The following is a 25,724-nucleotide window of genomic DNA, read 5'->3' as shown; positions in this document are numbered from 1 at the left end:
AAGGATACGTCATGGGGCGGGTCTTCGTCGCCGGCAGCATCAACATGGATGTGGTGGCGACGGCCGATCGCCATCCCAAGGTCGGCGAGACCGTCGCGGGCAAACAGGTGCTGTATTTTCCGGGCGGCAAGGGCGCGAACCAGGCGGTCGCGGCGGCGCGACTCGGCGCGAAGACCACGCTGATCGGCCGGCTGGGGAAGGATGCGTTCGGGACCGAGCTTCGGACGTTCCTCGGGGCTCAGGGCATCGATCTCGGCTCGGTGCGCGATGCCGATACGCACACCGGCACCGCCATCATCACGGTCGCGGAGGCCGACAACACCATCGTCGTCATTCCCGGCAGCAATGCGCTGGTCGGCGCCGATGACGTCGCGGAGGTGCCGCTGGCAAAGGGCGATGTCGCGGTTAGCCAGTTCGAGATCCCGCTACCGACGATTGCCGCGTTCTTTGCGCGGGCGCGTGGCGCCGGAGCGACCACGCTGCTCAACCCGGCACCGGCGCAAAAGATGTCGGGCGAGCTGCTCGCGCTGGTCGATATTCTGGTGCTGAACGAGACCGAGCTTGGCTTTCTCGCGGGCGTGGAGCTCACCGACGGCGACGAGACCGCGAAAATCATCGACGTCGCGCGGCGCATTCAGGCGCGCGCAGACCAGACAATTTGCGTCACGCTCGGCAAGCGCGGCGCGCTCGCGCTCGCCGGCCGCGAGGAGCTTGCGGTGCCCGGTCGTGCGGTGAAGGCGATCGACACCACAGGCGCCGGCGATTGTTTTGTCGGCGCACTCGCGGCACAGCTCGCCGAAGGCGTCGCTTTGCGCGCCGCCCTCGCCTTCGCCAATGCCGCCGCCGCGATCAGCGTGCAGCGGATGGGTGCCGGGCCGTCGATGCCGACGGCCGCGGAAGTGGCGGCGGTCCTGTAGAGCGCAGCGCGTTCTTCACCTCGCCCCGCTTGCGGGGAGAGGTCGGATTGCATCGCAGATGCAATCCAGGTGAGGGGGAGTCTCCGCGAGTCCAGCGATCACCGCCCCGTGGAGAGTCCCCCTCTCCCCGCAAGCGGGGCGAGGGAGAAGACTCAGGCCAGCGCGCTTTTCAGGTCAAAGCTCTCGTCGGCGGCCTGCTCCGGCGTGATCGAGCGGTCCATGGCCTGCAGCCTGCGACCGAACATGTGGTCGCCGGCGCGGTTGACCGACTCGATGCCGAGCAGCCTGTCGCCGTGATAGCAGAACGCCGAGAATGCCTTCTTGGCAGGATTGCCGCGCAGCACGACGCGGTCGTAGCCGGTGGTGAGGCCCGCCATCTGGAGCTTGTCGTCGCCCTGGTCGCTCCAGAACCAGGGATGACCGTCATAAGGTTTTCGGTCGCCGGTGAGACGCGCGGCGAGGCAGCGGGCGTGATCGGTGGCGTTCTGCACCGATTCCAGCCGCAGCGAGCTGCCGAAGCGCGGGCTCGCGAACAGCGCGCAATCGCCGATTGCCGAAATATTGGGATCGGCCGTCGACAGATATTCATCGACGATAATGCCGGCGGCGATCGGCAGTCCCGCCTCGGCGGCGAGCTCGATGTTCGGCAGCACGCCGACGCCGACCACGATCAGGTCGGCGGGCAGATGCCTTCCATCGCTCAAGGACACGCCGGTGACCTTGCCGCCCTCCGCCTCGATGGACGTTGCCTGCACGCCGAGGTGAATGCGGATGCCGGCCTCGCGATGGCGGGCCTGGAAATATTCCGAGACCTCCGCCGTCACCGCGCGCGCCATCACGCGCGGAGCGAGCTCGAGCACGTCGACCTCGAGGCCCTTGATGCGTGCCGTGGCCGCAAATTCGAGGCCGATGAAGCCGGCGCCGATAACCACGACGCGCGTCTTCGACGGCATGAGCTTCCGCAGCGCCTCGCTGTCGTCGAGGATGCGCAGATATTTCACGTCGGGCAGGTTCGCATTCGGCAAATCGAGCAGCCGGTTGCGCGCGCCCGTCGCCAGCACGAGATGGCCATAAGGCAGCGTCTCGCCGGAGGCGAGCAGCACTTTTCGTCCGGCGCGGTCGATCGAGACGGCACGGCCGGCGATCAGCTCGATCTTCTGGTCCTGGTAGAATTTTTCCGGGCGGAACATCAGGCTTTCCGGCCCGGCCGAGCCCTTGATGTAGGCCTTGGACAGAGGCGGCCGCTGATAAGGCAGGTGCGCCTCGTCATTGATCAGGCAGATGCGATCCGCAAAACCCGCCTGGCGCAGGGATGCCGCGACCTGGTAGCCGCCATGGCCGGCCCCGACGATGATCACCGGACCCTCCGTCATTGCACAGCCCATTTCCGCAAGACACGAGCGTGACCCATGTCGTCTCCTCTCACTGAGTTTGGCTTGGCTTGCCCAGGAGGAGCCGGCGCTCGTGTCCGTTCCCAAACGAAGGCCGCCCATTTGAGCCGATCGTTCCGTCCGGCGCAAGGGCCGTCCGCGGGGCGCTGGCGGCCGGGGATTGTCACCCCTCGCCTTCTGCGATTTAGTTGCAGCAGCGAACCTCTTGCCGGGGATATTCCAGATGCCAGCTCCCGTCTCACAACCCGATGATCCCGCGCTGCTGCGGATCGACGGTCCGATTGCCATCATCACGCTCAACCGGCCTGCCGCCTTCAACTCGATCAACCTTGCGATCGCGCAGAAGCTCGAGCAGCTCGCGGCCTATATCGAAGGCGACGACGCCATCAGGGTTGTGGTGATCGAGGGCGAGGGCCGCGCCTTCTCGGCCGGCGGCGATCTGCAGACGATCGGCGCTGCGGCCGAGGCGAACACCGTGACGCCGGTCGTCGGCGAGCTGCTGAAGCACTATCATGCCTTCATCGAGATTATCCGGCGCATGCCAAAGATCTCGCTGTCGAGCGTGCACGGCTCGGCTGCCGGCGCAGGCATGGGCCTCGCCTTCGTCACCGATCTCTGCATTGCCGCGGACGATGCCAAATTCACACCCGCTTACGCCAAGATCGGCGTGTCGCCGGATGGCGGCTCCACGGTCGGCATCGTCGGCACGGTCGGCTCCCGCCGGGCGCTGCAGATCTTCCTGTCCGAAGACAATTTTACCGCCCGGCAGGCCCATGAATGGGGCCTCGTCGCCAGGACTGTTCCCGCGACCGAGCTGAAGGCGGCGACGCGACAGCTCGCCGAGCGCCTGGCGCAGAACCCGCCGGCGGCCATCGCCGGCACCAAATCGCTGGTCTATGCGGCCGCCACCACGCCGGTGAAGCAGCAGCTCGATGCCGAGGAACACAAGATCATCATGGCGATGAACACGGAGGAGTTCCGTACTGCCGTGAAGAAATTCACGAGCAAGTCGAAGTGACGCCCGCGCGCAATTTCTACGGCCTCCGCCACGGCGCGACCGACTGGAACCGGCAGGGACTGTTCCAGGGCCGCACGGACAACCCGCTGAATGAGGACGGGCTCAAGCAGGCGCACGAGGCCGCGGAGATGTTGCGCGGTCTCGGCATCGGCCGCATCGTCGCCAGCCCGCTGGTGCGGGCGCTGAAAACGGCCGAGATCATCGCGGATGCGATCGCCGTGCCGCTCATGATCGACGACGGCATCATCGAGCTCGATTTCGGCAGCTTCGAGGGCCTCCCCGTCCGCGACTTCATGATCAAGCACGGTGTTAAATCGGCAACCGGCCTGGTCTCGATCCTGCCCGCCGACGGCGAGAGCTGGGACGCCATGACCGTACGGTCGCTGGCCTGCGTCTCCAAATGGCTCGACCGCCACCCCGGCGACGATCTGCTGTTCGTCTGCCATGACGCGGTGATGCAGGGCATGGCGAACGCGCTGTGCGGCAGTTATTTCAAGAACAGCCACGGCACTCCGTTTCGCTACGTCCACGACGGAGCCGGATGGCGTATCGAGCGGGTCGTCATTGCGGACAGATATAGCCCGTCCCCGCCGGCGACTTGAAGCAGCCGACCGATTCCGGCAGCACCTGCCGCGGCAGCCACAGCACCACGCTCGGGAAGTAGATCGCGAACGCGATGGTGGTGAAGAACACCACATAGATCGGCACCGCCGCACGTAGCGCCTTGCCAAAGCTGATGCCGACGAATTTCGATGCCATCAGCAACACGAGACCGTAAGGCGGCGTGATCAGGCCGAAGGCGAGCGTGGCGATCAGCACCACGCCCATGTGCACGCCGTTGATATCGCCGGCTTCGGTCAGCGCATTCACCAGCGGCATGAAGATGATGATGGTCGGGACCGGCTCGATGAAATCGCCGACCACCGTGAACAGCAGCACCATCAGCAGCATGATCAGATGCGGATCGTTGCCGGCAATGGATGTGATCCACTCGGCGATGTAGGTCGCCCCGCGCAAATAAGCGAGCATCCAGCCGAAGGCGTTGGCGGCGCCGATCGTGATCAGCGGCAGCGAGAAGATCAGGCCGGCGAGACAGAAGTCGTAAGGGATCTTCCTGAAATGGCCGCGGTTGAGCGCGGGGATCACGACGATCACAATCCAGGCCACCGCGACGACGCCGGCTTCGGTCGGCGTGAACCAGCCGGTGAGGATGCCGCCCAACAGGATGACCGGGATCATCAGCGGCAAGGCCGCATCCCCGGCAGCGAACACGATCTGCCGCAGCGGCGCGCGCGGCTTGCGCAGGCCGGAGGGGCCGAAGAAGTAGCAGTAGATCATCAGGCCGAAGCCGATCATCAGGCCCGGCACAACGCCCGCCATGAACAGGCCGGCAATCGAGACGTTGCCGACCGCGCCATAGACCACGGCCGTGATGCTCGGCGGCACCAGCGCGGCGATGGTCGAGGCGGAGGCGATGATGGCGGCGATGAAGGCTGGCTCGTAGCCCTCGCGCTTCATCGGGCCGCCGAGCGCGCGGCTCATCACCGCGACGTCGGCCGTGGTCGAGCCGGACATTTCCGAGAAGAACATGCTGAAGACGACCACGACCTGCGACAGCCCGCCCCTGATATGCCCGACCAGCGACACCGACAGATTGGCTATTCGCACCACCACATTGGCCGAGCTCATGAGCTCGCCGACCAGCAGGAAGAACGGGATCGCCAGCAGCGCCTCGGAATCGACGCCGTCGAAGATCTTCTGGATGATCGCGGCGAGCGAGACGTCGGACAGGATCGCACCGACGAACACGCCAGCCATCAGCGAGAACGGCACGGGCACGCCGAGATAGCCGAACGACAGGAAGCAGATCGACATCAATGCCAAAACAGCGGGTGCGCTCACGGCTGCGCCCTCATTTGGGCTTCGGTGACGACGGGTGCGGCGTCTTCCTCCGGCGGCTCCGGATGGTCGAAGCCGTTGCGCAGGCCGTTGACGAGCTGCTCGATGGTGAACAGGCCGATCAGCACGCCCGACAGTGGAATGATCGCGTAGAGCGATGCGATCGGCGTGCCCGACGGCAGGCGAAAGCTGCCGAAGCCGCGCAGATAGTTCTGGTAGCCATACCAGATCAGGCAGAAGGCGACGCCGAGCACGACGAGGCGAATGATCACCTCGACGATCAGCCGTGACGTGCCGTGCATCGCCTCGGAGATCGCGGTGAGATAGAGATGGTCGTTGCGCCGGGTCGCCGCCGCCGTCCCGATGAAGATCGCGTAGATGAACAGCGTCGACGTCACCTCCTGCAGCCACAGCCAGGGGTGGCCGATGGTGCGGGTGATGATGTCGGCGGTCACCGACAGCGAGAAGCCGAAGCAGAGCACCCCGCAGAGGATCATCAGCGCGAGCTCGAGCCAATCGAGCGCGCGCCATTTCAGGTGGCGTTGCCGTTGCACTAGCAGCTTGTCGGCGATGGCCATCAACTCTCCCGTCGTCCCAAACCTATCGGATGTGACAGCTGGGAAGCTGCCGATCGTGCTCGGCCTGCATGGTTCGAGACGCCCGCTGGCGCGGGCTCCTCACCATGAGGGTCTAAAATCTCGCTGCGAAACGAGACCTCATCCTGAGGGCCCGCCGGAGGCGGGCGTCTCGAAGGATGGCACAAGCGCCCTAATTGATCGACCGGATCAAGTTCTTGATCTTCTCGGCATGCGGGCCGAGATCCTTGGCGAGCTTGTCGAGATAGGGATCGGCGATCGCCGTGAAGCTCTTCTTGTCGACGTTGTCGACGATCTTCACGCCCATCTTCTTCAGCTTCTCGGCCGCGGTCCGCTCCAGCTCGAACGCCTTCGCCGGTTCCTTCGAGCTGATCTCGTTGGCCGCGGTCTGCACCCAGCCCTTCTGCTCGGCCGACAGGCTCTGCCAGAGCTTGTCGGAGATGAACACCAGCGCATTGTTGGCCTCGTGCTCGGTGATGTTCAGCACGGGGGCGACCTCGTAATGCTTGTTGACGAGGTAGACGTTGATGCTGTTCTCGGCGACGTCGACGACACCGGTCTGCAAGCTCGTGTAGACGCTGCCGAACGGCATGTGCACCGTCTGGGCGCCATAGGCTGGGAACATGGTGTCCTCGGTCGCGGTCGCCTGCACGCGGATCTTCAGGCCCTTGATGTCGCCGACATTGTGGATTTCCCGCTTCGAGTACATGTGGCGCACGCCTTGCGAGCCGGTCGCGATGACGTGCAGGCCCTGCGTGGTCTCGTCGATCATGGCTTTCAGCGCCTCGAAGACGCGGGGATCGGCGAGACCCTTGATGACGTGGTTCTCGTCGCGGAACAGGAAGTGCAGCGACATCACGCCGGCCTGCGGCGAGATCGTCGCGGTGTTGGCCGAGGAGATGATGGCGAACTCGACATCGCCGGCCTTCACGAGCTGAAGCACCTGCGGCTCCTGGCCGAGCTGCGCGCCGGGATACTGGTCGATGATCATCGTGCCCTTGCTCAATTCCTTGAGCTTGTCGGCAAAGAGGTCACCCGCGATGGAATAGCCGGTGTTGCGCGGCTGGTCGTAGGCGAAGCGATAATGCTTCACCTCCTGCGCCCCGGCGCCGGTGACGAAAAGCATGGCAGCCGCGGCTACCAACCCACGCATGGATCGTGCAATCATCGTTTCCCCCTGTTTTATCGCCCGCCGCTTCTGCGGTCTGAGCGTTCTTTCGCGTGTTGATCAACCCGTCTCGGTCTTCCCAGTCCTCTGCATGAAATCGAAATCGCAGCCCTCGTCGGCCTGCATGATGGTCTCGTTGAACAGCCAGGCGTAGCCGCGGCGTGCCTCCTCGGGCGCTGCGGCCGGCTTTAATGCGGCACGGCGGCGCTCCAGCTCGGCGGCATCGACCAGCAGCTCGATGCTGCGCTTGGCCACATCCAGGCTGATCATGTCGCCATTCTTCACCAGCGCCAGCGGCCCGCCGACAGCGGATTCCGGGGTGATGTGCAGCACGATGGTGCCGAAGGCGGTGCCGCTCATGCGCGCATCGGAAATGCGCACCATGTCCTTGGTGCCGCCGCGCGCAAGCTTCTTGGGGATCGGCAGATAGCCTGCCTCGGGCATGCCCGGCGCACCCTTGGGGCCGGCATTGCGCAGCACCAGCACGTCGTCGGAGTTCACGTCGAGCTCGGGATCGTCGACCCGCAAGGTCATGTCCTCGACGGATTCGAACACCACCGCACGCCCGGTATGCTTCAGCAGTTTCGGGCTCGCCGCCGATTGCTTGATGACAGCACCGCGCGGCGCGAGATTGCCATGCAGGACGGCAAGACCGCCCTCCTTCTTGATCGGATTGTCACGCGAGCGGATCGCGTCCTGTCCCGGAACGTCTTCCGCATTTGCGACGACGTCGCGCAGCGTCTGGCCGCTGATCGTTTTCGCATCGAGATCGACGAGATCGCCGAGCTGCGCCAGCAGCTTCGGCACGCCGCCGGCGTGATGGAAGTGCTCCATGTAGTGCTCGCCGGACGGCTTGAGATCGACCAGCACCGGCACCTCGCGACCGATCTGGTCGAACACGTTGAGATCGAGCCGATGCGGCGAACGATGCGCCATCGCGGTCAGATGGATCAGGCCGTTGGTCGAGCCGCCGATCGCCTGCAGCACCACCTGCGCGTTCTTGAACGAGGCGGGCGTCAGGAACTCGCTCGGCTTCGGGCCCTTGGTCTTGGCCATCTCGGCGGCAACCCGGCCGCTGGCCTCAGCGAGGCGGAAGCGCTCGGCATGCGGCGCCGGGATCGTCGCGCTCATCGGCAGCGACAGACCCATGGCTTCGATCATGCAGGCCATGGTCGACGCCGTGCCCATCACCATGCAGGTGCCGACCGACGGCGCGAGACGGCCGTTCACCGCTTCGATCTCCGCGTCATCCATCTCGCCGGCGCGGTACTTGCCCCACAGCCTACGGCAGTCCGTGCAGGCACCGAGCACCTCGCCCTTGTGATGGCCGACCACCATGGGACCCACGGGAATGACCACGGTCGGCAGGTCGGCGCTGATCGCCGCCATCACCTGCGCCGGAAGGGTCTTGTCGCAGCCACCGATCACGATCACCGAATCCATCGGCTGGGCCCGGATCATCTCCTCCGTGTCCATCGCCATCAGATTGCGCAGATACATCGAGGTCGGATGCGCAAAGCTCTCGGCGATCGAGATGGTCGGGAACACGAACGGCATCGCGCCCGACAGCATCACGCCGCGCTTGGCGGCCTCGATGATGTCAGGCACGTTGCCGTGGCAGGGATTGTAGTCGCTATAGGTGTTGGTGATGCCGACGATCGGGCGCTCCAGCGCGTCGTCGGAATAGCCCATGGCCTTGATGAACGCCTTGCGCAGGAACAGCGAGAAGCCGGCATCGCCATAGCTCGTCAGACCCTTGCGCAAACCACTCGTCATCATGCCGCTCCTTCTCGTTTGCCATTGTGCTACAGCCTGCCCCCTGATTGTCAATAAGATTGGGCCAGATCGTCGCGCTTTCTGGCTTCAGGCACCGTGGGAGACACAAATTATTGACAATCGGGGCTCTCCCTGCTCCACAAGGCGGACCGGCATGAGCCGGAGGCTGAGGGCATGTCCGACATCCGCACCGCAGACGCCATGGCTATCCGGCGCGACGATCCTGATGACGTCGTCACGCGGCTGGAGGAGGACATCATCTTCGGCCGCCTCGCGCCGGGCGCGCGCCTGACCGAGGACGCGCTGATGTCGCGCTACGGCACCTCGCGTCATTTCGTGCGCCAGGCGCTGGTGGATGCGGAGCGGCGCGGCATCGTCCGGCGCGAGAAGAATGTCGGCGCCACCGTGCGGTTCTATTCGGCCGAGGAGGTGCGGCAGATCTACGAAGTCAGGGAGATGCTGACGCGGCAGGCCGCGCTGATGATCCCCCTGCCCGCACCGCAAGGCCTGATCGACGAGCTGACTACGCTGCAGCGCGACTATTGCGCGAAGGCCGACATCCGCGACCTGCGCGGCATCCACGAGGCCAACGACGCTTTCCACGTCGCCCTGTTCGCTGCCTGCGGCAATCCCTACCTGGTGCGCTCGCTCCAGGACTATATGAGCCTGACACTGCCGATGCGTGCCAAGAACCTCGCCGACCGCGAGGGGCTGGCACTATCGCGGCGGCAGCACGAGCTGATGATCGAGCTGCTCAAGGGCCGCGACAGCTGGGCGCTGGCGCAGCTCTGCGTGGACCACATGCAGTTCAGCAAGGCGGATTATCTGGCGCGGATTGCGGGGGAGACTGATCGCTAGCGCGGCCTTCGGTTGAGAGGAAGCCTCAGCGAGCCACATGCTCGCTGGCAGAGCAGCACTCCCTCAGCACGTCATTGCGAGCGCAGCGAAGCAATCCAGAATCTCTCCGCGGAAAGACGCTGGATTGCTTCGTCGCAAGGGCTCCTCGCAATGACGGTGGTGGGTTGCTGCGAGTCCAATTGCTCATCTCCTTCGCTAAGGTTCCCTTGACAGCCCCTCAAGGCGATGGAGCACACCTGGAAATTCAATACCGCCTCAAGAGGCCGCGATCCACGCCGGCATCGCCATAGTCGGCGCAGGCGCCTTTCGGATCCCTGATCAAATCCGTCCGGACGCGCCTGAACGTCCTGGCGGCCGCCTCGGACACCTCGGGACGGAATTTTCCGGGATCGTAGCTCTCGCCGTCGCGGGCCTTGATGGCGGCGGCATAGGCGTCGATCATGGCCATCGCCGCCTCGGGGCTGCCGAGCAGCCGGGCGCCGAGTTGAACGCCACCTGCACCATCGACCTCGTAGCCGTCGCACCGCTGTTCGAGCACCACGGATGCGGTGACGAGCTGGTCGAGGAACGTTGCCTCGGCGTCGCTGAGCGTTCCGGCTCGCGCCGGTCCAGATGCGATCGTCGCGAACATCGCGACGACTGACAATTTGATTCTCATTGTCGTGGCTCTCGCTGCCGCCGCCACGTGGACCGGATCGGTCAACGATTCAGGTAGAGCCACGGATCAACGTTGATTCAGATCAATGGGCAGGCAGCGCTCCCTCAACACGTCATTGCGAGCGCAGCGAAGCAATCCAGTATCCCTCCGCGGACAGACGCTGGATTGCTTCGCTGCGCTCGCAATGACTCGGGGTGAGTGGTTGCGAGCCCAACCTTTGCCGTCCTCGTGGAGGCGGCCTCTCACCCCACCGCGCTCGCCATAAGAACGGGGCGAGGGAGCGCACCTGTATCGCGGCGAGAGCGCAGGCTACATCAGCAGGACTACCGCTTGTTCCAATCGATGATCCGGCTCGCGTCGCCGTCGAATTCGTTGCTGCAGAACGCGCCGCCCTGGTAGTGGTCGCCGACCGGATCGGGCTTCAGCTTGGCCTGCTCGGCCATGGCGTGCGCCACGTGATCCTCGGAGCGGCCGGTCGGACGGTAGCCGAATTCGTAAGCGCGGTGGTTGTCCCACCAGGCGCGCTCGTTCAGGGAGACGCCGTAGAAGACCTCGAAATGGATGTCGGGATGCTCGAGCCCGATCTGGCAGAGCTGCACTAGGTCTTCCGGCTTCAGCCAGATCGAGATGCGGCGAAGGTCGAGCGGCACGTCGCCGAAATTGCCGATGCGCAGGCACGTCACCTTCAGGCCGTGCTTGTCGGCATAGAGCGCGCCGAGTGCTTCGCCGAACACCTTGCTGACGCCGTAGCGGCCATCCGGACGCGCGGTGACGTCGGTATCGATCCTGCGGTGGCGCGGATAGAATCCGACGGCATGGTTCGAGGACGCAAACACCACGCGCTTGACGCCCTTGCGGTAGGCGGCCTCGAACAGATTGTAGCCGCCGATGATGTTGGCCTGGAGGATGTCGTCCCAGGGACCCTCGACCGAATAGCCGCCGAAATGGAGGATGCCGTCGACGCCCTCGCAGAGCGCCTCGCATTGCGCGAGGTCGGCGAGGTCCGCCGCCTTGAACTGCTCGTTCGGCCCGAGATCCTCGGGCGGACGGATGTCAGAGAGCAGCAGATCGGGATAGATCGGCGGCAGCAGTTTCCGCAGACGCGTTCCGATTCCGCCCGAAGCTCCCGTCATCAAGATGCGCGGCATGTCTTTCCTCGTCATTGGCGACCGATTTGCGGTCGTTGATCACTGATGGTAGCTGGATTGTCCAGAGGGAACGAAACGAGAGAACCGACATGAATGAGGCATCGTCCCACACCCAGGAGCGGCCAGGCTGGCGGCCGGCGACCTATTATCCAGATCCGGCCATTCACGCGCTTGACCCCCGCTTCGAAAAATACTGGCTGAAGCTGTCGGCGGTGGAGCGGCTGGCGACAGGCCTGCGCTGGGCCGAGGGCCCGGTGTGGTTCGGCGACGGGCGCTATCTGTTGTGCAGCGACATCCCGAACCAGCGCATCATCAAATGGGAGGAAGAGACCGGCGCGGTTTCGGTCTTCCGAAAGCCCTCCAATTTCGCCAACGGCAACACGCGCGATCGCCAGGGCCGGCTGGTCACCTGCGAGCATGGCGGGCGCCGTGTGACCCGCACCGAATATGACGGCGAGATCACGGTGCTGATGGATCAATTCAACGGCAAGCGGTTGAACTCGCCGAACGATGTCGTTGTTAAATCGGACGGCTCGATCTGGTTCACCGATCCGACCTTCGGCCTGCTCGGCAATTACGAAGGCTACAAGGCCGAGAGCGAGATCGATCCGAACGTCTATCGGCTCGATCCCGCGACCGGCAAGGCAACCATCGTCGCCGAGGGCGTGCTCGGCCCGAACGGGCTGTGCTTCTCGCCGGACGAGACAATTCTCTATGTCGTGGAATCGCGCGGCGTGCCGAACCGAAAGATCCTCGCCTATGACGTCTCGGCTGATGGCACCGCGATTTCCAACAAACGCGTCCACATCGATGCCGGTCCGGGCACGCCGGACGGCATGCGTTGCGACATCGACGGCAATCTCTGGTGCGGCTGGGGCATGGGCGATCCCGAGCTCGACGGCGTCGTGGTGTTCGCGCCCGACGGCGTCATGATCGGCCGCATCGCGCTACCCGAGCGCTGCGCCAATCTCTGCTTCGGCGGCGTCAAGCGCAACCGCCTGTTCATGGCAGCGAGCCAGTCGATCTACGCGCTGTATGTGAATACGCAGGGGGCGCTGGGCGGATAGTCTCGGCAAGCGACGATGCCGTAGGGTGGGCAAAGCGCAAGCGTGCCCACCACTGCCTGTTCGTCGCGCGAGATCGTGGGCACGTCGCTGCGCTCCTTTGCCCACCCTACGAGATCTCTCCTCCGTCATTGCGAGCGAAGCGAAGCAATCCAGACTGTTTCCGCGGAGGCACTCTGGATTGCTTCGTCGCTACGCTCCTCGCAATGACGAAACGAAAAACGCCGGAGCGGTTGCCCGCTCCGGCGTTCGGTTTGTTCTCGCTCTAAACTTACGCCGCGTTGAAGCCGGCGACGGCCTTCACTTCGAGGAAGTCCTCGAGGCCGTACTTGCCCCACTCGCGGCCGTTGCCCGACTGCTTGTAGCCGCCGAACGGCGCGGTGCGGTCGTTGGGCACGCCCTGCAGGTTGACGTTGCCGGCGCGGATCTGGCGACCGACGCGCTTGGCGTCCTCGACCGACGCGCCGGAGACATAGCCCGCGAGGCCATACGGCGTATCGTTGGCGATGTGCACGGCTTCGGCTTCGTCCTTGGCGCCGAGGATGGTCAGCACCGGTCCGAAGATTTCTTCGCGCGCGATCGTCATCTCAGGAGTGACGTCGGCGAAGATGGTCGGACGGACATAGAAGCCCTTGTTGACGCCTTCGGGCAGGCCCGGACCACCGGCGACGAGCGTTGCGCCCTCGTCGATGCCCTTCTTGATCAGCGCCTGGATCTTGTCCCACTGGCCGCGATTGACCACGGGACCGATCGTGGTGCCCTCGGCGCGCGGATCGCCCGCCTTGGTCTTGTCGGCGACGGCCTTCGCGATCGCGGCGACTTCCTTCATCTTCGAGGCCGGCACGATCATGCGCGAGGGCGCGTTGCAGGACTGGCCGGAGTTGTTGAACATGTGCATCACGCCGCCGGTCACCGCCTTCGTGAGGTCGGCGCCTTCGAGGATGACGTTCGGCGACTTGCCGCCGAGCTCCTGGCTGACGCGCTTCACGGTCGGAGCTGCGCGCTTCGCAACATCGATGCCGGCGCGGGTCGAGCCGGTGAAGGAGATCATGTCGATGTCGGGGTGCTCGCTCATGGCGGCGCCGACCTCGGGGCCGAGGCCGTTGACGAGGTTGAACACGCCCTTCGGCACGCCGGCTTCATGGAGGATTTGCGCGAAGATCAGCGCCGAGGTCGGGGTGAACTCCGACGGCTTCAGGATCATGGTGCAGCCGGCGGCGAGCGCAGGCGCGACCTTGCAGGCGATCTGGTTGAGCGGCCAGTTCCAGGGCGTGATCATGCCGACCACACCGATCGGCTCGCGCAGCACCATGGCGGTGCCGACCGGCTCCTCGAAATGATAGTTCTTGAGCACGTCGAGCGTGGTCATGAGATGGCCAAGGCCGGCGCCGGCCTGCAGCTTCTCCGCCATCGGCAGCGGCGCGCCCATTTCGTCGGACACCGCGGCGCCGATCTCCTTGAGACGGCCCTTGTAGATCTCGATCACCTTGGTGAGCAGCGCGACGCGCTCTTCACGGGTGGTCTGGGAGAAGGTCGCAAAGGCGCGCTTGGCGGCGGCGACCGCCTTGTCCACGTCGGCCTTGGAGCCCAGCGCAACCTCGTACATCGCCTCTTCCGTCGCGGGATTCACCACGGCGGTGGACTTCTTGACGGCGGGATCGACCCAGGCGCCGTCGATGTAGAATTGCATGCGATTGACCATCGTTAACCTCTTCTTGGGGCTTGGAGGGGGCGTTTCGGCAGGCATCCTTGCACGAAAGCGCCGGCAATTGAACCCGCCATATGCGGGGCCAGCGTTGCGGCGGACGGAGGTTATATGAGCCGATGGCGGGAACGTGGCAAGTGCGGCGCAGCGCCGTCATTCCGGGACGCGGCAAAGCCGCGAGCCAGGAATGACAAGGCAGTTACCCCGACTACACCGCCATTTTGCGATGGGCGATCGGCGCGCCGGCCGTGAGGCTTTCCGCCGCATCGATGATGGCGTTGGCGTCGATGCCGTAGTGGCGGTAGAGATCGGCGATGGTGCCGGTCTGGCCGAACTGCTCGACGCCGAGCGCCTCGACGCGATGGCCGCGAACGCTGCCGAGCCAGCCGAGCGCGGAGGGATGGCCGTCGATCACGGTCACGATGCCGCAGTCGCGCGACAGCGGCGCGAGCAGCTTTTCGATGTGGCTGAGATGCTGCACGCCGCGACGGTCGCGCCGCAGTTTTCGCGCGGCAGTCCAGCCTGCGTGGAGACGGTCGGCCGAGGTGATCGCGAGCAGGCCGATATCGCGGCGGCTCTCGCCGATGAAGCCGGTCGCCTCGATCGCTTCGGGCGCGACCGCACCGGTATAGGCAATCACGACTTCGGCATTCGGGCCCGGCTTGCGTAGCCAATAGGCGCCGTCGGTGATGCCCTGCTGCAGGTCCGGCGTCATGATGCGCTGCGCCTGCTCGATGCTGCGCGTCGAGAGCCGCAAATACACCGAGCCGCCCTCGCCCGGATCGCGCTGCATGTGGTCAAAACCCCAGCCCATGATCACGGCGAGCTCGTCGACGAAGGCCGGCTCGAACGAGGCGAGCCCGTCCTGCGCCATGCCGATCAGCGGCGTCGCGATCGACTGGTGCGCGCCGCCCTCGGGCGCGAGCGTGATGCCCGACGGCGTCGCCGCCACCATGAAGCGCGCATCCTGGTAGCAGGCATAGTTCAGCGCATCGAGGCCGCGCTCAATGAAGGGATCGTAGAGCGTGCCGACCGGCAAAAGCCTCTCGCCGTTGATCTGGTGCGACAGGCCGAGCGCCGAGAGCATGATGAACAAATTCATCTCGGCAATGCCGAGCTCGAGGTGCTGGCCTTTTGGCGAGAAGTCCCAGTTGAAGGTGGAGGGAATTTTCTCGCTGCGGAATAAGTCCGCCTTCTCGCCGCGTGCGAACAGGCCGCGGCGGTTCACCCACGGACCGAGATTGGTCGAGACGGTGACGTCGGGCGACGTCGTGACGATGCGCTGTGCGAGCTCGCTGTCGCCGCGCGCGATCTCGTTCAGCACCAGGCCAAAGCCCTGTTGCGTGGACATCTGCGCCGACGGCTTGAACGCAAGCTGCTGCGGCACCTCGACGACGGGCGCGGTCAGACGGCGGCCGTCCTGGTTGAACGGCACGCGCGCGAGGAAGGCATCGAGCTCGGCGGCGCTCTGCGCAAGGCCCTCGTACTTGTCCCACTCATGCCCTGGACGGATGTTCTGGCTCTCGCGATATTTCTCCATCTGCGCGACCGTCATCAGGCCGGCGTGATTGTCCTTGTGGCCCTGGAACGGCAGGCCGACGCCCTTGATGGTGTAGGCGATGAAGCAGACCGGGCGATCGTGGTCGATGGATTCGAAAGCTTCCAGCATGCTCGACATGTCGTGGCCGCCGAGATTCGACATCAACGCCAACAGATCCTCGTCGCTGCGCTTGTCGATCAGCTTCGTGATCGGGCCCTGGTCGCCGATCTCGTCGTGCAGATGCTTGCGGAACGCGGCGCCGCCCTGGAAGCACAGCGCGGCGTAAAGCGCGTTCGGGCAATTGTCGATCCAGCGCTTCAGCGCCTCGCCGCCGGGCTCGGCGAAGGCGTCGCGCATCAGCCGGCCGTATTTCACGATGACCACGTCCCAGCCGAAATTGCGGAACATGGTCTCGAATTTTTCCCAGAGGCCTTCGCGCACGACGGCGTCGAGCGACTGGCGGTTGTAGTCGACCACCCACCAGGTGTTGCGCAGGCCGTGCTTCCAGCCCTCGGCGAGCGCCTCGAAGATGTTGCCCTCGTCCATCTCGGCATCGCCCACCAGCGCGATCATCCGCCCTTCGCGGCGATCCTTCATCCACCCATGCGCCTTGACGTAATCCTGCACCAGCGAGGAGAACAGCGTCTGCGCGACGCCGAGGCCGACCGAGCCGGTGGAGAAATCGACGTCGTCGACGTCCTTGGTGCGCGAGGGATAGGACTGCGCGCCCTTGAAGCCGCGAAAGTTCTCCAGCTTCGCGCGGCTCTGCCGGCCGAACAGATACTGGATGGCGTGGAACACCGGGCTCGCATGCGGCTTCACCGCGACGCGATCCTCCGGGCGCAGCATGTGGAAATACAGCGCCGACATGATGGTCGCGAGCGAGGCGGACGAGGCCTGGTGGCCGCCGACCTTGAGGCCATCAGCGTTGGGGCGGACGTGGTTGGCGTGGTGGATGGTCCACGACGACAGCCACAGCGCCTTGCGGCTAAGGGCGGTCAATATGTCGAGACGGGCGGAATCAACGGGCATGGCAATGCTCCCGGAAATCAGGTCGGGCGATGATACGCCTGCGGGCGGCGCCAAACTTCTCAATTTTTCGCGCCATACCTCCAAATATTGGGATATTTTACCAATGCAACCGGACAAAAGACAGGTTCCATCCCAATGCCCGAGCTCGACGCCATCGACCGCAAGATCCTCGCTTTGCTCCAGACCGACAGCCGGCTGACCATGCAGGAGCTCGCCGACAAGGTCGGCCTCTCGGTCTCGCCCTGTCATCGCCGGGTCAAGCTGCTGGAGGAGCGCGGCGTCATCAGCCGCTATATCGCGACCGTGGATCAGAAGGCACTGGGGCTGCATGTCAGCGTGTTCATCTCGATCAAATTGGCGCGGCAGAAGGAGGAGGACCTCAACCGCTTCGCGCGCGCGATCTCGAAATGGGACGAGGTGCTGGAGTGCTATCTGATGACCGGCAACCGCGACTATCTCCTGCGCGTCGTCGCCGCCGACCTCGCCTCCTATGAGACCTTCCTCAAGACCAAGCTGACCCGGCTCGACGGCATCGCCTCAATCGAGTCCAGCTTTGCGCTCAGCCAGGTGAAGTATTCGATCGCGCTGCCGGTATGACGGACTGTCATTGCGAGGAGCCCTTGCGACGAAGCAATCCAGGCTGCCTCCGCGGAGAGATTCTGGATTGCTTCGCTTCGCTCGCAATGACGGCGGAGGAGGTAGTTCCGGGCGCTTCATTCCGAGGTCGCCAAAGGCGGCGTTGTCACATGGATGAAACAAAGGGCACCGATGGTCATTTGACACCGTTCCCACCCGAGAGCCGCAACCATGACCGCATCCGACCGCACCTCCGAAACCGCCAAGCGCGAGCGCATCATTCAGGAGATGGCCGACGATCTCGACGAGGAACTGGAGATGGAGCTGGATGATGCCCGTCTCGACGAGCTACTGGACGAAACCGGCACGCTGAGCCCGACGGTCGACCGCAAGGTCTATTTCCGCGAGCTGCTCCGCCTCCAGGGCGAGCTGGTCAAGCTGCAGGACTGGGTGCAGAGCGAGAAGAAGAAGGTCGTCGTGCTGTTCGAGGGCCGCGACTCCGCCGGCAAAGGCGGCGTGATCAAGCGCATCACCCAGCGCCTCAATCCCCGCATCTGCCGCGTCGCAGCGCTTCCGGCCCCGAGCGAGCGCGAGCGCACGCAATGGTATTTCCAGCGCTACGTGTCGCACCTGCCGGCCGGCGGCGAGATCGTGCTGTTCGACCGCAGCTGGTACAACCGCGCCGGCGTCGAGCGCGTGATGGGCTTCTGCTCCGACGAGCAGTACCAGGAGTTCTTCAAGACGGTGCCGGAATTCGAGCGGATGCTGATCCGCTCCGGCATCATCCTGGTCAAATACTGGTTCTCCATCACTGACGACGAGCAGCAGTTCCGCTTCACCATGCGCATCAAGGATCCGCTCAAGCAGTGGAAGCTGAGCCCGATGGACGTCGAGGCCCGCAGCCGCTGGGAGGCCTACACCAAGGCCAAGGAGACGATGCTGGAGCACACGCACCTGCCGGACTCGCCCTGGTGGATCGTCGATGCCGTCGACAAGAAGCGCGCCCGCCTCAACTGCATCTCGCATCTGCTGAGCCAGATGCCGTACCAGGAAGTCGCCCGCGTGCCGGTGGTGCTGCCGCCGCGCGTCCGCAATCCCGACTATCACCGCGGCCCGATCCCGCCGGAGATGTACGTGCCGTCAAAGTATTGATTGAGGAAAAACGCTTTCCGTCAACCTCTCCCGCTCGTGGGAGAGGTCGCGCCGGAGGCGCGGGTGAGGGCTTCCTCAGCTGAGAGATTCTCGATGCGGAAACACCCTCTCCCCAACCCTCCCCCGCAAGCGGGGGAGGGAGCGCACCGTCATTACGGCAGTATCATCATCTCCACGGCTGCACGATGATCTTGGTGTGCGCCTCGGGATTGGCGAGGTCGGCGAACGCTTTGGCGACGCCGTCAAGGCCCACATCCGCGGTCACCATCGCCGCGGCATCCACCTGCCCTTCCGCGATCAGGCGCAGCGACGCCGCGAATTCGTCCGGCGTGTAGCCGAGCACGTACTGGACGTTGAGCTCCTTCATAATGCCGAGCATGGGCTCGTTTCTGTCGCTCTCCATGCAGACGCCGACCACGACGACCTTCGCATCGCGCGGCGCGCCCTCGAACACCTGCTGCAGCAAGCCGGGCACGCCGACGCATTCGAAGATGATTGCGGGCTTCAGCGCCGGCAGCATTGCCTGGAACGGCGGCCGCGCCGCCTTCTCGGCATCCGACATCTGCGCGTGCTCGGCCCAGGTCGCATAGGGCTGCGACACCCTGGGATCGACGACGATGTCGGCGCCGAGCTTATCCGCAAGTGCGCGGCGCGCCGGTGAATAGTCGGCGGCGACGATCGGGTGCAGGCCCTTGATCCTGAGCGCGGCGATCACCGCGAGTCCGACCGGGCCGCAGCCGATCACCAGCGGCACCTCACCGCCCCTGATGTTGGCTTTCTCGACTGCGTGAACGCCGACGGCGAGCGGCTCCGTGAGCGCCGCATGTTCCGGCGCAAGACCGTTGGGCACCTCGAGCAGCAACGGCTCGCTCAAGATCATCTGCTCCGCGTAGCCGCCAACGAAGTCGTTGGAGTAGCCAATGCCCTTGATGCCCTCCGCTGTCACGAGCGCGGGTAGCGAGCAGACATGCGTCCCCGGCTTGAGCCGGCGTTCGGTGCCGGGGCCGTAGTCGACGATCTCGCAGCAGAATTCGTGACCGAACACGACGTCGCGCGACAGATCCATCGGCGTGCGTCCGGTCTTCTTCGCCATCTCCACCATGCGGGGAGCGTGCTGGCGCGCGTGCAGGTCGGAGCCACAGATGCCGCAAGCGAGCGTCTTGACCAGCACCTGGCCGGGGCCGGGCTTCGGCTCGGCGATCCGGTCAACGACAATCTCACCGTTCCTGAAAATCGCAGCGCGCATCCGGCTCCTCCCATGCTTGTTGGAGCCGTTGATAGCACGTATCAGGACGCGCGGACTTGCGTCAGGGGTTCGGAGAACGCTCTTCCAGCACCAGCAGCTGGGCGCGACGGATGCGCTCGCGATGGGCGATGTAGAGACCGCTGGCAACGATGAAGGCAGCACCCGTGACGGTCCAGACGTCAGGGACTTCACCGAACAGGAAGAAGCCCAAAATGCTGACCCAGAGCAACTGCGTGTAGGAGAACGGCGCCAGCACCGAGGCATCGCCGTAGCGATAGGCCAGCACGATGATCCACTGGCCGACGGTGGAGGCAACGCCGATCACGATGCCGAGGCCGATTCCCGTCCAGGTCGGCGTGACCCAGACGAACGGCACCATCAGGCTGAGGATCGCAACGCCCGTGAGCGCGGAATACGCCATCGTGGTGAGCACGGCTTCACGGCCGCTCATCATGCGCGTCAGGATCAGCGCGGCGGCCCAGCAGAACGCCGAGACGATCGGGAAGACGGCGGCGGCGTGGAACGCGTTCGAGCCCGGCCGCAGGATGATCATCACGCCCACGAGACCGATCGCAGTCGCGATCCAGCGGCGCATGCCGACCTTCTCACTCAAAAAGATGATCGAGAGCGCGGTGACGAACAGCGGCGAGATGAAACCGGTGGCTGAGGCTTCCGCGATGGGGAGGAAGCGCAGGCCGGTGATGAAGAACAGCGAGGAACCGAGCAGCGCGATGCCGCGCATTAACTGCAGGCCGAGGCGGTCAGTGCGCATCGCGTGCAGCGGCGAGCCCGGCAGCATCACCGGCGTGAACATCAGCGCGAAGGTGACGAAGCGGATCCAGGTGATCTCGATCGACGGCAGGCTGGTCGAGAGATATTTCGCGGTGACGTCGGAGCAGCCGAGAAACACCGTCGACAACAGCACCAGCGCGATGCCCTTGAAGGGATGATCGACGCGCGCAGGCGCACGGCGAGCCTCCTGCTTCTTCTCCGGCACGACAGGCATGGGGATACGGTCGAGCCTTGCGGCTGCGGCGGGCGGCGGTGTCACTGTAGGAACCCGGGAAAAATACGAATCGAGATCGGGCTGTAAAAAACGACAAATGCGCCGCCTTCACAACTTCCGAAAACAGGATGCCGATATGCACTCAGGTCCGCGCGCGTCAATACTCCATTAAGAATGCGAATAAAGCGCGGTTTGCTGCACTACAGCATGGGCAGACCGCGCGGCTTCGGGCCGCGCGGAAACGCCGCATCCAGCGCCGAAATCTCCTCTTTCGTCAGCACGAGATCACCAGCGGCCGCATTTTCGCCGGCATGTTCCGCGGACGAGGCCTTCGGGATCGTGAACACCGTAGTCGCACGGGTGAGGAAGCTCAGTGCGACCTGACGCGGTGTCGCGCGACGCGCCTCCGCGATGCGCGCCAGCACCGCGCCGCCCTTGCTGCGTTCATCGGGAAAATCATCGTGCCCGAACGGCGAATAAGCGACCACAGCGACACCCTGCCGCTCGCACCACGGGATCACCGCATGCTCGATCGCGCGTTCCTTGAGATGATAGAGCACCTGATTGCAGGCGATCCTGCCTTCGCCGGACACATCGAGAATATCGTCGAGATCGTCGGCGTCGAAATTGGAGACGCCCCAGGACTTGATCTTGCCTGATTTCACCAGTTCCTCGAATGCAGCGACAGTGTCTTCAAGGTCATACGATCCGCGCCAGTGCAGCAGATAGCAATCAAGCCGATCCGTCTTCAGCCGCTTCAGCGAGCGTTCGCAGGCCGTGATGGTGCCACGGCGCGAGGCGTTGCTCGGCAGCACCTTTGACACCAGGAACACTTCATCGCGGCGGCCCGCGATCGCATCCGCAATGACAAGTTCGGCATCGCCATACATTTCAGCGGTGTCGATATGCGTCATGCCGAGATCGAGCCCGCGCTGCAGCGCCGCGATTGCGCGCCTGCGATCGCCGTGATCGAGATACCAGGTGCCCTGCCCGATCACGGAGACATTGGCGCCGGTCTTGCCGAAGGGTTTTGTGTTCATGTTCGCTCCGATGCCACTCTTTCACTCAGGCAACTGTGCTCAAGCTCAAGAGTTCGATCCGCTGATGTCGGCGACCAGCACACTGCCGGTCGCAGACTCCGTGATATAGAGCCGATCCTTCTTCGCGCCACCGACCGCGACGTTGGTGCAGTTCGGTCCCGCGCACGACTTGATCCGCGCGATCAGCTCGCCGTTCGGCGCGAACACGAAGACGTGGCCGAGCGAGGCATGGCCGACGAACAGCCGTCCCGCCGCATCCATCGTCATGCCGTCAGGGCCTGATGTGCCGAACAGCGAGCAGAACCGGCCGACCTTGGAGACACTGCCATCCTTCATGAAGGGCAGCCGCCACACGGCGTTGTCGCGCGTCATGGCGACGAACAGCACGCTCTCGCTGGGATCGAGCACCAGGCCGTTCGGACTGATGCCGGTGTCGATCAGGCAATCGAGACGGCCATTCGGTGCCAGCCGGTAGACGCGGCCGGAGGGATCATGCAAGCCGGTCTGGCCCTGATCGGTGAAAAAGATATCGCCGTTGGAAGCGAGATGCAGGTCGTTGCAGCCGCGGAAGGATTCCGAATTGCGCGCGGTGAGGATCGGCTTGATGCTTCCGGCCTTGCCGTCGAGCTCCATGATGCCGTGCATGTAGTCGGCGACCAGGATGCGGCCGTCAGCCGCGATCTTCAGCCCGTTCGGCCAACCGTCGTATTCGATCACCAGCGACCACTCGCCATCAGGTGCGATGCGGAAGATGCGGCCGAAGGGAATGTCGACGATGTAGAGATTGCCGGCCCTATCGAAGGACGGTCCCTCGATAAAACTGTCGGTCGGCACACCCGGCCGGTTGGCGTCGGCCCAATCGGTCCGTACGCCCTTGCGGCGGAACGTGTCGGGCATGGCGGAGAAGATCTTGGTTTCGATCAGGCGCGGCGGCGTTTCCAGGTACATCATTGTTTTTATGGATGTTGAGGGAGAGCGCGGCAACATACGGCACAATCGCAGGCGCGTCGATTGGGGAGTCGTCATGGCTGCCTTGGGGAGATGGACGCACCGGAGACCTGGGAGCGGTTGTCGAGCAAACCGCATCCACGCCATCATTGCGAGCGAAGCGAAGCAATCCAGAGCTGCGTCCGCGGAGAAATTCCTGGATTGCTTCGCTGCGCTCGCAATGACGAAAGAATCGTAGCCCGGATTTCGCTGCGCTCCATTCGGGCTAAGAGAGGAGCCCTACCCCGCCGCCCCAGCCAGCCTGGCCTCTTTCACCGGCGCGACTTCCGTCGTCGCGATCAGGCGCTTCAGCTCGGGGATGCAGGAGCCGCAATTGGTGCCGGCCTTGAGCTTTGCGCCGATCTCGGTGGCCGTGCGTGCGCCGGATGCGATGGCGTCACAGATGGTGCCGCGGCCGACGCCGAAGCAGGCGCAGACGATCGGGCCGGTCGAGGCCGCGCCCTCGCTGGACTTGCCTGAGAGCAACATGCGGCGCTGATCGTCGGTGACGTGGTCGGCCACGAACAGGCTCTTCACCACCTCCCAGTCGCCCGCGTCATGCGCGGGGCCGACGAACAGGCAGGTCTCGATGCGATCTCCGGCAAACGACGCCGCGCGGTAGACACCGCCGCCGAAGTCCCGATATTCGGCGACGTCCTCGCCGGCGACACCGTCGAGCCAGGCCGGCCAGCGCGGCAGATCGGCATTGTCTGCGAAGAGATAGCCGAAGCCACCGCTCACCGTGACGCGGGTCCACATCAGGTTTGGCGGCAGATCGAGTTCTTTGCGCGACAGCGCAAAGCCGCGGAAGACGTATTCATAGGGTGCGATCGCTGCCGGCGTCGCCTTCGACTCCGGTTGGCCCGAGAACGGATCGGTGAACGGTGCTACCAGCGCGCCGACGCGGCCGTGCGAGGCGTTCATCGCGCTCCAGTGGATCGGCGCGAACAGCGTTCCGCGCTGCTGGCGCGCGCTGACGACGACCTTCAGGATGCACTGGCCGTAATCGGTGGTCATGCGGGCAAAGCCGTCGTGGGCGATGCCGTATTTGCTGGCGTCATCAGGATGGATCTCGACGAACGGCTCGGGCAGATGCGCACCGAGCCGCTGGCTCAGCCCCGTGCGCGTCATGGTGTGCCACTGGTCGCGTATGCGGCCGGTGTTGAGCCTGAGGGGACGTGACGGACCGGTCTCGCTGCGCAGTGCCGGCACCTCGGGCGCGACGAAGCGGCCCTTGCCGTCATTGGTGAAAAAGCCGCCGCTTGCGAAGAACCGTTCGCCCGGCGCCTGACCGTCACGCAGCGGCCACTGCACCGGCTTCAACGCGTCGAAGCCTTCGTCGGACAGTGCGGACAGCGCGCCGATATCGAAATCACGGCTGCCATTGTTCTCGAACGCCGAGAGTGCGGCATGCTCACGAAAAATGTCGGCGGCGGATTTGTAGTTAAAACTGTCGCCGAAGCCGAGACGTTTGGCGGTCTCGCTGAGGATCCACCAGTCCGGTCGCGCCTCGCCCGGCGCCGGAAGGAACGAGCGCTGGCGCGAGATGCGGCGCTCGGAGTTGGTGACCGTGCCCGACTTCTCGCCCCAGGCAAGCGCAGGCAGCAGCACATGCGGGCCGGCCTCAACCGTGTCGTTGGAGAGCACGTTCTCGGACACCACGAACAGCTCGAGCTTCTTCAGCGCCTCGCGCACGAAGTCCGCATCGGGCAGCGACACCGCGGGATTGGTGCCCATCACCCACAGCGCCTTGACCTCGCCGCGGTTGATTGCCTCGAACAGCTGAACCGCCTTCAATCCCTCATGGGTAGCGATACGCGGCGCCTTCCAGAACCGCCTGACGCGGTCGATGTCGGGCGGCGTAAAATTCATATGCGCGGCAAGCTGGTTGGCAAGACCGCCAACCTCGCGGCCGCCCATCGCGTTGGGCTGACCGGTCAGCGAGAACGGCGAAGCACCGGGCTTGCCGATGCGCCCCGTCGCGAGGTGGCAGTTCAGGATCGCATTGACCTTGTCGGTGCCCTGCGCTGACTGGTTGACGCCCTGCGAATAGAGCGTGACGACCCGCTCCGTCTCGCGGAACATCTTGAAGAAGGCGGCGACGTCGGGCTCGGACAGTCCCGTCGCGAGTGCAGTCGCGGCGATGCTGCCGGCGATGTTGCGCGCGCGCGCCAGCGCGTCGTCGAAGCCGCTCGTGTTCTGCGCGATGTAATCCTGATCCAGCGCGCCATTGTCGGCGAGATGCACGAACAGGCCGGAGAACAGCGCCGTGTCGGTGCCGGGCTTGAGGCCGAGGAACAGATCGACGTCGCTTGCCGTGTCGGTGCGGCGCGGATCGATCACGATCATCCGCGCGCCGCGCTCCCCGCGGTTCTTCAGCATGCGCTGGAACAGCACGGGGTGACACCAGGCCGCGTTCGAGCCGACGAAGACCAGCAGATCGGCCTGATCGAGATCCTCGTAGCAGCCCGGCACGGTGTCGGCGCCGAAGGCGCGGCGATGGCCGGCGACCGAAGACGACATGCAGAGCCGCGAATTGGTGTCGACATTCGCGGTGCCGACAAAGCCCTTCATCAGCTTGTTGGCGACGTAATAGTCCTCGGTGAGGAGCTGGCCGGAGAGATAGAAGGCGACCGCATCGGCGCCGTCACGGGCGACGATGTGCTGCATGCGATGGGCGACGTGATCGAGCGCATCACTCCAGGCGACGCGCTCCAGCACGCCCTTGCAGCGGATCATCGGATAGAGCAGCCGGCTTTCGAGCCCGACGGTCTCGCCGAGTGCCGAGCCCTTCGAGCACAGCCGGCCGAAATTGGCGGGATGATCAGGATCGCCCGCGATCGCGGCGCCGCCCTTGCCGTCAGGCGTCGCCAGCACGCCGCAGCCGACGCCGCAATAGGGACAGGTTGTCTTGGTGGTGCGGAGTGTCGGGTCGATCGCAGTCATC

The 25,724-nt window shown here is 64.7% G+C and carries 21 protein-coding genes; 7 read left to right on the top strand and 14 right to left on the bottom strand.

The features are described from left to right. The first annotated feature begins 11 nt into the window (after positions 1-11). Complete coding sequence (locus RAD16_RS24030; RefSeq protein WP_458160317.1) at positions 12-917, top strand: ribokinase; 906 nt, start codon at positions 12-14, stop codon at positions 915-917. A 152-nt stretch (positions 918-1,069) separates the two neighbouring features. Here RAD16_RS24030 and RAD16_RS24025 read toward each other — a convergent pair whose 3' ends face one another. Further along, positions 1,070-2,290 carry an NAD(P)/FAD-dependent oxidoreductase gene (locus RAD16_RS24025; RefSeq protein ID WP_458160316.1) on the bottom strand — a complete coding sequence of 407 codons (1,221 nt, stop codon included), beginning with the start codon at positions 2,288-2,290 and terminating at the stop codon, positions 1,070-1,072. Between the two features lie 241 nt (positions 2,291-2,531). On the opposite strand from RAD16_RS24025, the gene RAD16_RS24020 reads away from it, so the two are divergent. Continuing rightward, on the top strand, positions 2,532-3,326 hold the full coding sequence (locus RAD16_RS24020) for an enoyl-CoA hydratase/isomerase family protein (RefSeq protein ID WP_458160315.1): 795 nt from the start codon (positions 2,532-2,534) through the stop codon (positions 3,324-3,326). After that, complete coding sequence (locus RAD16_RS24015) at positions 3,323-3,928, top strand: histidine phosphatase family protein (protein ID WP_458160314.1); 606 nt, start codon at positions 3,323-3,325, stop codon at positions 3,926-3,928. Before RAD16_RS24020 ends, RAD16_RS24015 begins: the two co-directional genes overlap by 4 nt. On the opposite strand, the gene RAD16_RS24010 is transcribed toward RAD16_RS24015, so the two are convergent. The 4 genes from RAD16_RS24010 to RAD16_RS23995 form a co-directional block, all read right to left on the bottom strand. Next, entirely contained in the window at positions 3,888-5,228 is a 1,341-nt protein-coding gene (locus RAD16_RS24010) for a TRAP transporter large permease (RefSeq protein WP_458160313.1), read from the bottom strand. The genes RAD16_RS24015 and RAD16_RS24010 overlap by 41 nt on opposite strands. Then, entirely contained in the window at positions 5,225-5,803 is a 579-nt protein-coding gene (locus RAD16_RS24005; RefSeq protein ID WP_458160312.1) for a TRAP transporter small permease, read from the bottom strand. Before RAD16_RS24005 ends, RAD16_RS24010 begins: the two co-directional genes overlap by 4 nt. Before the next feature lie 190 nt (positions 5,804-5,993). Further along, positions 5,994-6,989, bottom strand: a complete 996-nt coding sequence (locus tag RAD16_RS24000) for a TRAP transporter substrate-binding protein (RefSeq protein ID WP_458160311.1) — start codon at positions 6,987-6,989, stop codon at positions 5,994-5,996. A gap of 60 nt (positions 6,990-7,049) precedes the next feature. After that, entirely contained in the window at positions 7,050-8,765 is a 1,716-nt protein-coding gene (locus tag RAD16_RS23995) for an IlvD/Edd family dehydratase (RefSeq protein ID WP_458160349.1), read from the bottom strand. Between the two features lie 174 nt (positions 8,766-8,939). Between RAD16_RS23995 and RAD16_RS23990 the strand changes: the two genes are divergently transcribed. Then, positions 8,940-9,623, top strand: coding sequence for a GntR family transcriptional regulator (locus tag RAD16_RS23990; protein WP_458160310.1), 684 nt, complete (start codon positions 8,940-8,942; stop codon positions 9,621-9,623). A gap of 244 nt (positions 9,624-9,867) precedes the next feature. On the opposite strand, the gene RAD16_RS23985 is transcribed toward RAD16_RS23990, so the two are convergent. Beyond that, positions 9,868-10,281: a hypothetical protein gene (locus RAD16_RS23985; protein ID WP_458160309.1), complete on the bottom strand. Its 414-nt coding sequence runs from the start codon at positions 10,279-10,281 to the stop codon at positions 9,868-9,870. Positions 10,282-10,604: 323 nt separating this feature from the next. Beyond that, positions 10,605-11,429: an NAD-dependent epimerase/dehydratase family protein gene (locus RAD16_RS23980; protein ID WP_458160308.1), complete on the bottom strand. Its 825-nt coding sequence runs from the start codon at positions 11,427-11,429 to the stop codon at positions 10,605-10,607. A gap of 89 nt (positions 11,430-11,518) precedes the next feature. On the opposite strand from RAD16_RS23980, the gene RAD16_RS23975 reads away from it, so the two are divergent. Then, positions 11,519-12,496, top strand: a complete 978-nt coding sequence (locus RAD16_RS23975) for an SMP-30/gluconolactonase/LRE family protein (RefSeq protein WP_458160307.1) — start codon at positions 11,519-11,521, stop codon at positions 12,494-12,496. A gap of 268 nt (positions 12,497-12,764) precedes the next feature. On the opposite strand, the gene RAD16_RS23970 is transcribed toward RAD16_RS23975, so the two are convergent. Both RAD16_RS23970 and RAD16_RS23965 read right to left on the bottom strand, forming a co-directional pair. Next, complete coding sequence (locus tag RAD16_RS23970) at positions 12,765-14,195, bottom strand: aldehyde dehydrogenase family protein (protein ID WP_458160306.1); 1,431 nt, start codon at positions 14,193-14,195, stop codon at positions 12,765-12,767. A 211-nt stretch (positions 14,196-14,406) separates the two neighbouring features. Then, positions 14,407-16,770: a transketolase gene (locus RAD16_RS23965; protein WP_458160305.1), complete on the bottom strand. Its 2,364-nt coding sequence runs from the start codon at positions 16,768-16,770 to the stop codon at positions 14,407-14,409. 135 nt (positions 16,771-16,905) lie between these two features. Here RAD16_RS23965 and RAD16_RS23960 point away from each other — a divergent pair, with 135 nt between their 5' ends. Then, a complete protein-coding gene (locus tag RAD16_RS23960; RefSeq protein ID WP_074122330.1) occupies positions 16,906-17,367 on the top strand; it encodes an Lrp/AsnC family transcriptional regulator in 462 nt (153 codons plus the stop codon). A 210-nt stretch (positions 17,368-17,577) separates the two neighbouring features. Further along, complete coding sequence (ppk2, locus tag RAD16_RS23955) at positions 17,578-18,498, top strand: polyphosphate kinase 2 (protein WP_458160304.1); 921 nt, start codon at positions 17,578-17,580, stop codon at positions 18,496-18,498. A 166-nt stretch (positions 18,499-18,664) separates the two neighbouring features. On the opposite strand, the gene RAD16_RS23950 is transcribed toward ppk2, so the two are convergent. The 5 genes from RAD16_RS23950 to RAD16_RS23930 form a co-directional block, all read right to left on the bottom strand. Next, positions 18,665-19,744 (bottom strand): zinc-binding dehydrogenase, encoded by a 1,080-nt coding sequence (locus RAD16_RS23950; RefSeq protein ID WP_458160303.1) that lies wholly within the window; start codon positions 19,742-19,744, stop codon positions 18,665-18,667. Positions 19,745-19,805: 61 nt separating this feature from the next. Then, positions 19,806-20,750 carry a DMT family transporter gene (locus RAD16_RS23945; protein ID WP_458160348.1) on the bottom strand — a complete coding sequence of 315 codons (945 nt, stop codon included), beginning with the start codon at positions 20,748-20,750 and terminating at the stop codon, positions 19,806-19,808. A 200-nt stretch (positions 20,751-20,950) separates the two neighbouring features. Further along, a complete protein-coding gene (locus RAD16_RS23940) occupies positions 20,951-21,790 on the bottom strand; it encodes an aldo/keto reductase (RefSeq protein ID WP_458160302.1) in 840 nt (279 codons plus the stop codon). 45 nt (positions 21,791-21,835) lie between these two features. Next, positions 21,836-22,738: an SMP-30/gluconolactonase/LRE family protein gene (locus tag RAD16_RS23935; RefSeq protein WP_458160347.1), complete on the bottom strand. Its 903-nt coding sequence runs from the start codon at positions 22,736-22,738 to the stop codon at positions 21,836-21,838. A gap of 279 nt (positions 22,739-23,017) precedes the next feature. Beyond that, complete coding sequence (locus RAD16_RS23930; protein ID WP_458160301.1) at positions 23,018-25,723, bottom strand: nitrate reductase; 2,706 nt, start codon at positions 25,721-25,723, stop codon at positions 23,018-23,020. Between the last annotated feature and the right edge of the window lies 1 nt (position 25,724).

It is taken from the genome of Bradyrhizobium sp. 18BD, from assembly GCF_054185225.1.
This window is presented reverse-complemented; position numbering and strand designations above follow the sequence as displayed.

Bases quoted from the DNA above. Each gene is read 5' to 3' on its own strand.
- RAD16_RS24030 (WP_458160317.1), top strand. From the start codon at position 12: ATGGGGCGGGTCTTCGTCGCCGGCAGCATCAACATGGATGTGGTGGCG.
- RAD16_RS24025 (WP_458160316.1), bottom strand. From the start codon at position 2,290: ATGACGGAGGGTCCGGTGATCATCGTCGGGGCCGGCCATGGCGGCTAC.
- RAD16_RS24020 (WP_458160315.1), top strand. From the start codon at position 2,532: ATGCCAGCTCCCGTCTCACAACCCGATGATCCCGCGCTGCTGCGGATC.
- RAD16_RS24005 (WP_458160312.1), bottom strand. From the start codon at position 5,803: ATGGCCATCGCCGACAAGCTGCTAGTGCAACGGCAACGCCACCTGAAA.
- RAD16_RS24000 (WP_458160311.1), bottom strand. From the start codon at position 6,989: ATGATTGCACGATCCATGCGTGGGTTGGTAGCCGCGGCTGCCATGCTT.
- RAD16_RS23995 (WP_458160349.1), bottom strand. From the start codon at position 8,765: ATGACGAGTGGTTTGCGCAAGGGTCTGACGAGCTATGGCGATGCCGGC.
- RAD16_RS23990 (WP_458160310.1), top strand. From the start codon at position 8,940: ATGTCCGACATCCGCACCGCAGACGCCATGGCTATCCGGCGCGACGAT.
- RAD16_RS23985 (WP_458160309.1), bottom strand. From the start codon at position 10,281: ATGAGAATCAAATTGTCAGTCGTCGCGATGTTCGCGACGATCGCATCT.
- RAD16_RS23980 (WP_458160308.1), bottom strand. From the start codon at position 11,429: ATGCCGCGCATCTTGATGACGGGAGCTTCGGGCGGAATCGGAACGCGT.
- RAD16_RS23975 (WP_458160307.1), top strand. From the start codon at position 11,519: ATGAATGAGGCATCGTCCCACACCCAGGAGCGGCCAGGCTGGCGGCCG.
- RAD16_RS23970 (WP_458160306.1), bottom strand. From the start codon at position 14,195: ATGGTCAATCGCATGCAATTCTACATCGACGGCGCCTGGGTCGATCCC.
- RAD16_RS23965 (WP_458160305.1), bottom strand. From the start codon at position 16,770: ATGCCCGTTGATTCCGCCCGTCTCGACATATTGACCGCCCTTAGCCGC.
- RAD16_RS23960 (WP_074122330.1), top strand. From the start codon at position 16,906: ATGCCCGAGCTCGACGCCATCGACCGCAAGATCCTCGCTTTGCTCCAG.
- ppk2 (WP_458160304.1), top strand. From the start codon at position 17,578: ATGACCGCATCCGACCGCACCTCCGAAACCGCCAAGCGCGAGCGCATC.
- RAD16_RS23950 (WP_458160303.1), bottom strand. From the start codon at position 19,744: ATGCGCGCTGCGATTTTCAGGAACGGTGAGATTGTCGTTGACCGGATC.
- RAD16_RS23945 (WP_458160348.1), bottom strand. From the start codon at position 20,750: ATGCCTGTCGTGCCGGAGAAGAAGCAGGAGGCTCGCCGTGCGCCTGCG.
- RAD16_RS23940 (WP_458160302.1), bottom strand. From the start codon at position 21,790: ATGAACACAAAACCCTTCGGCAAGACCGGCGCCAATGTCTCCGTGATC.
- RAD16_RS23935 (WP_458160347.1), bottom strand. From the start codon at position 22,738: ATGTACCTGGAAACGCCGCCGCGCCTGATCGAAACCAAGATCTTCTCC.
- RAD16_RS23930 (WP_458160301.1), bottom strand. From the start codon at position 25,723: ATGACTGCGATCGACCCGACACTCCGCACCACCAAGACAACCTGTCCC.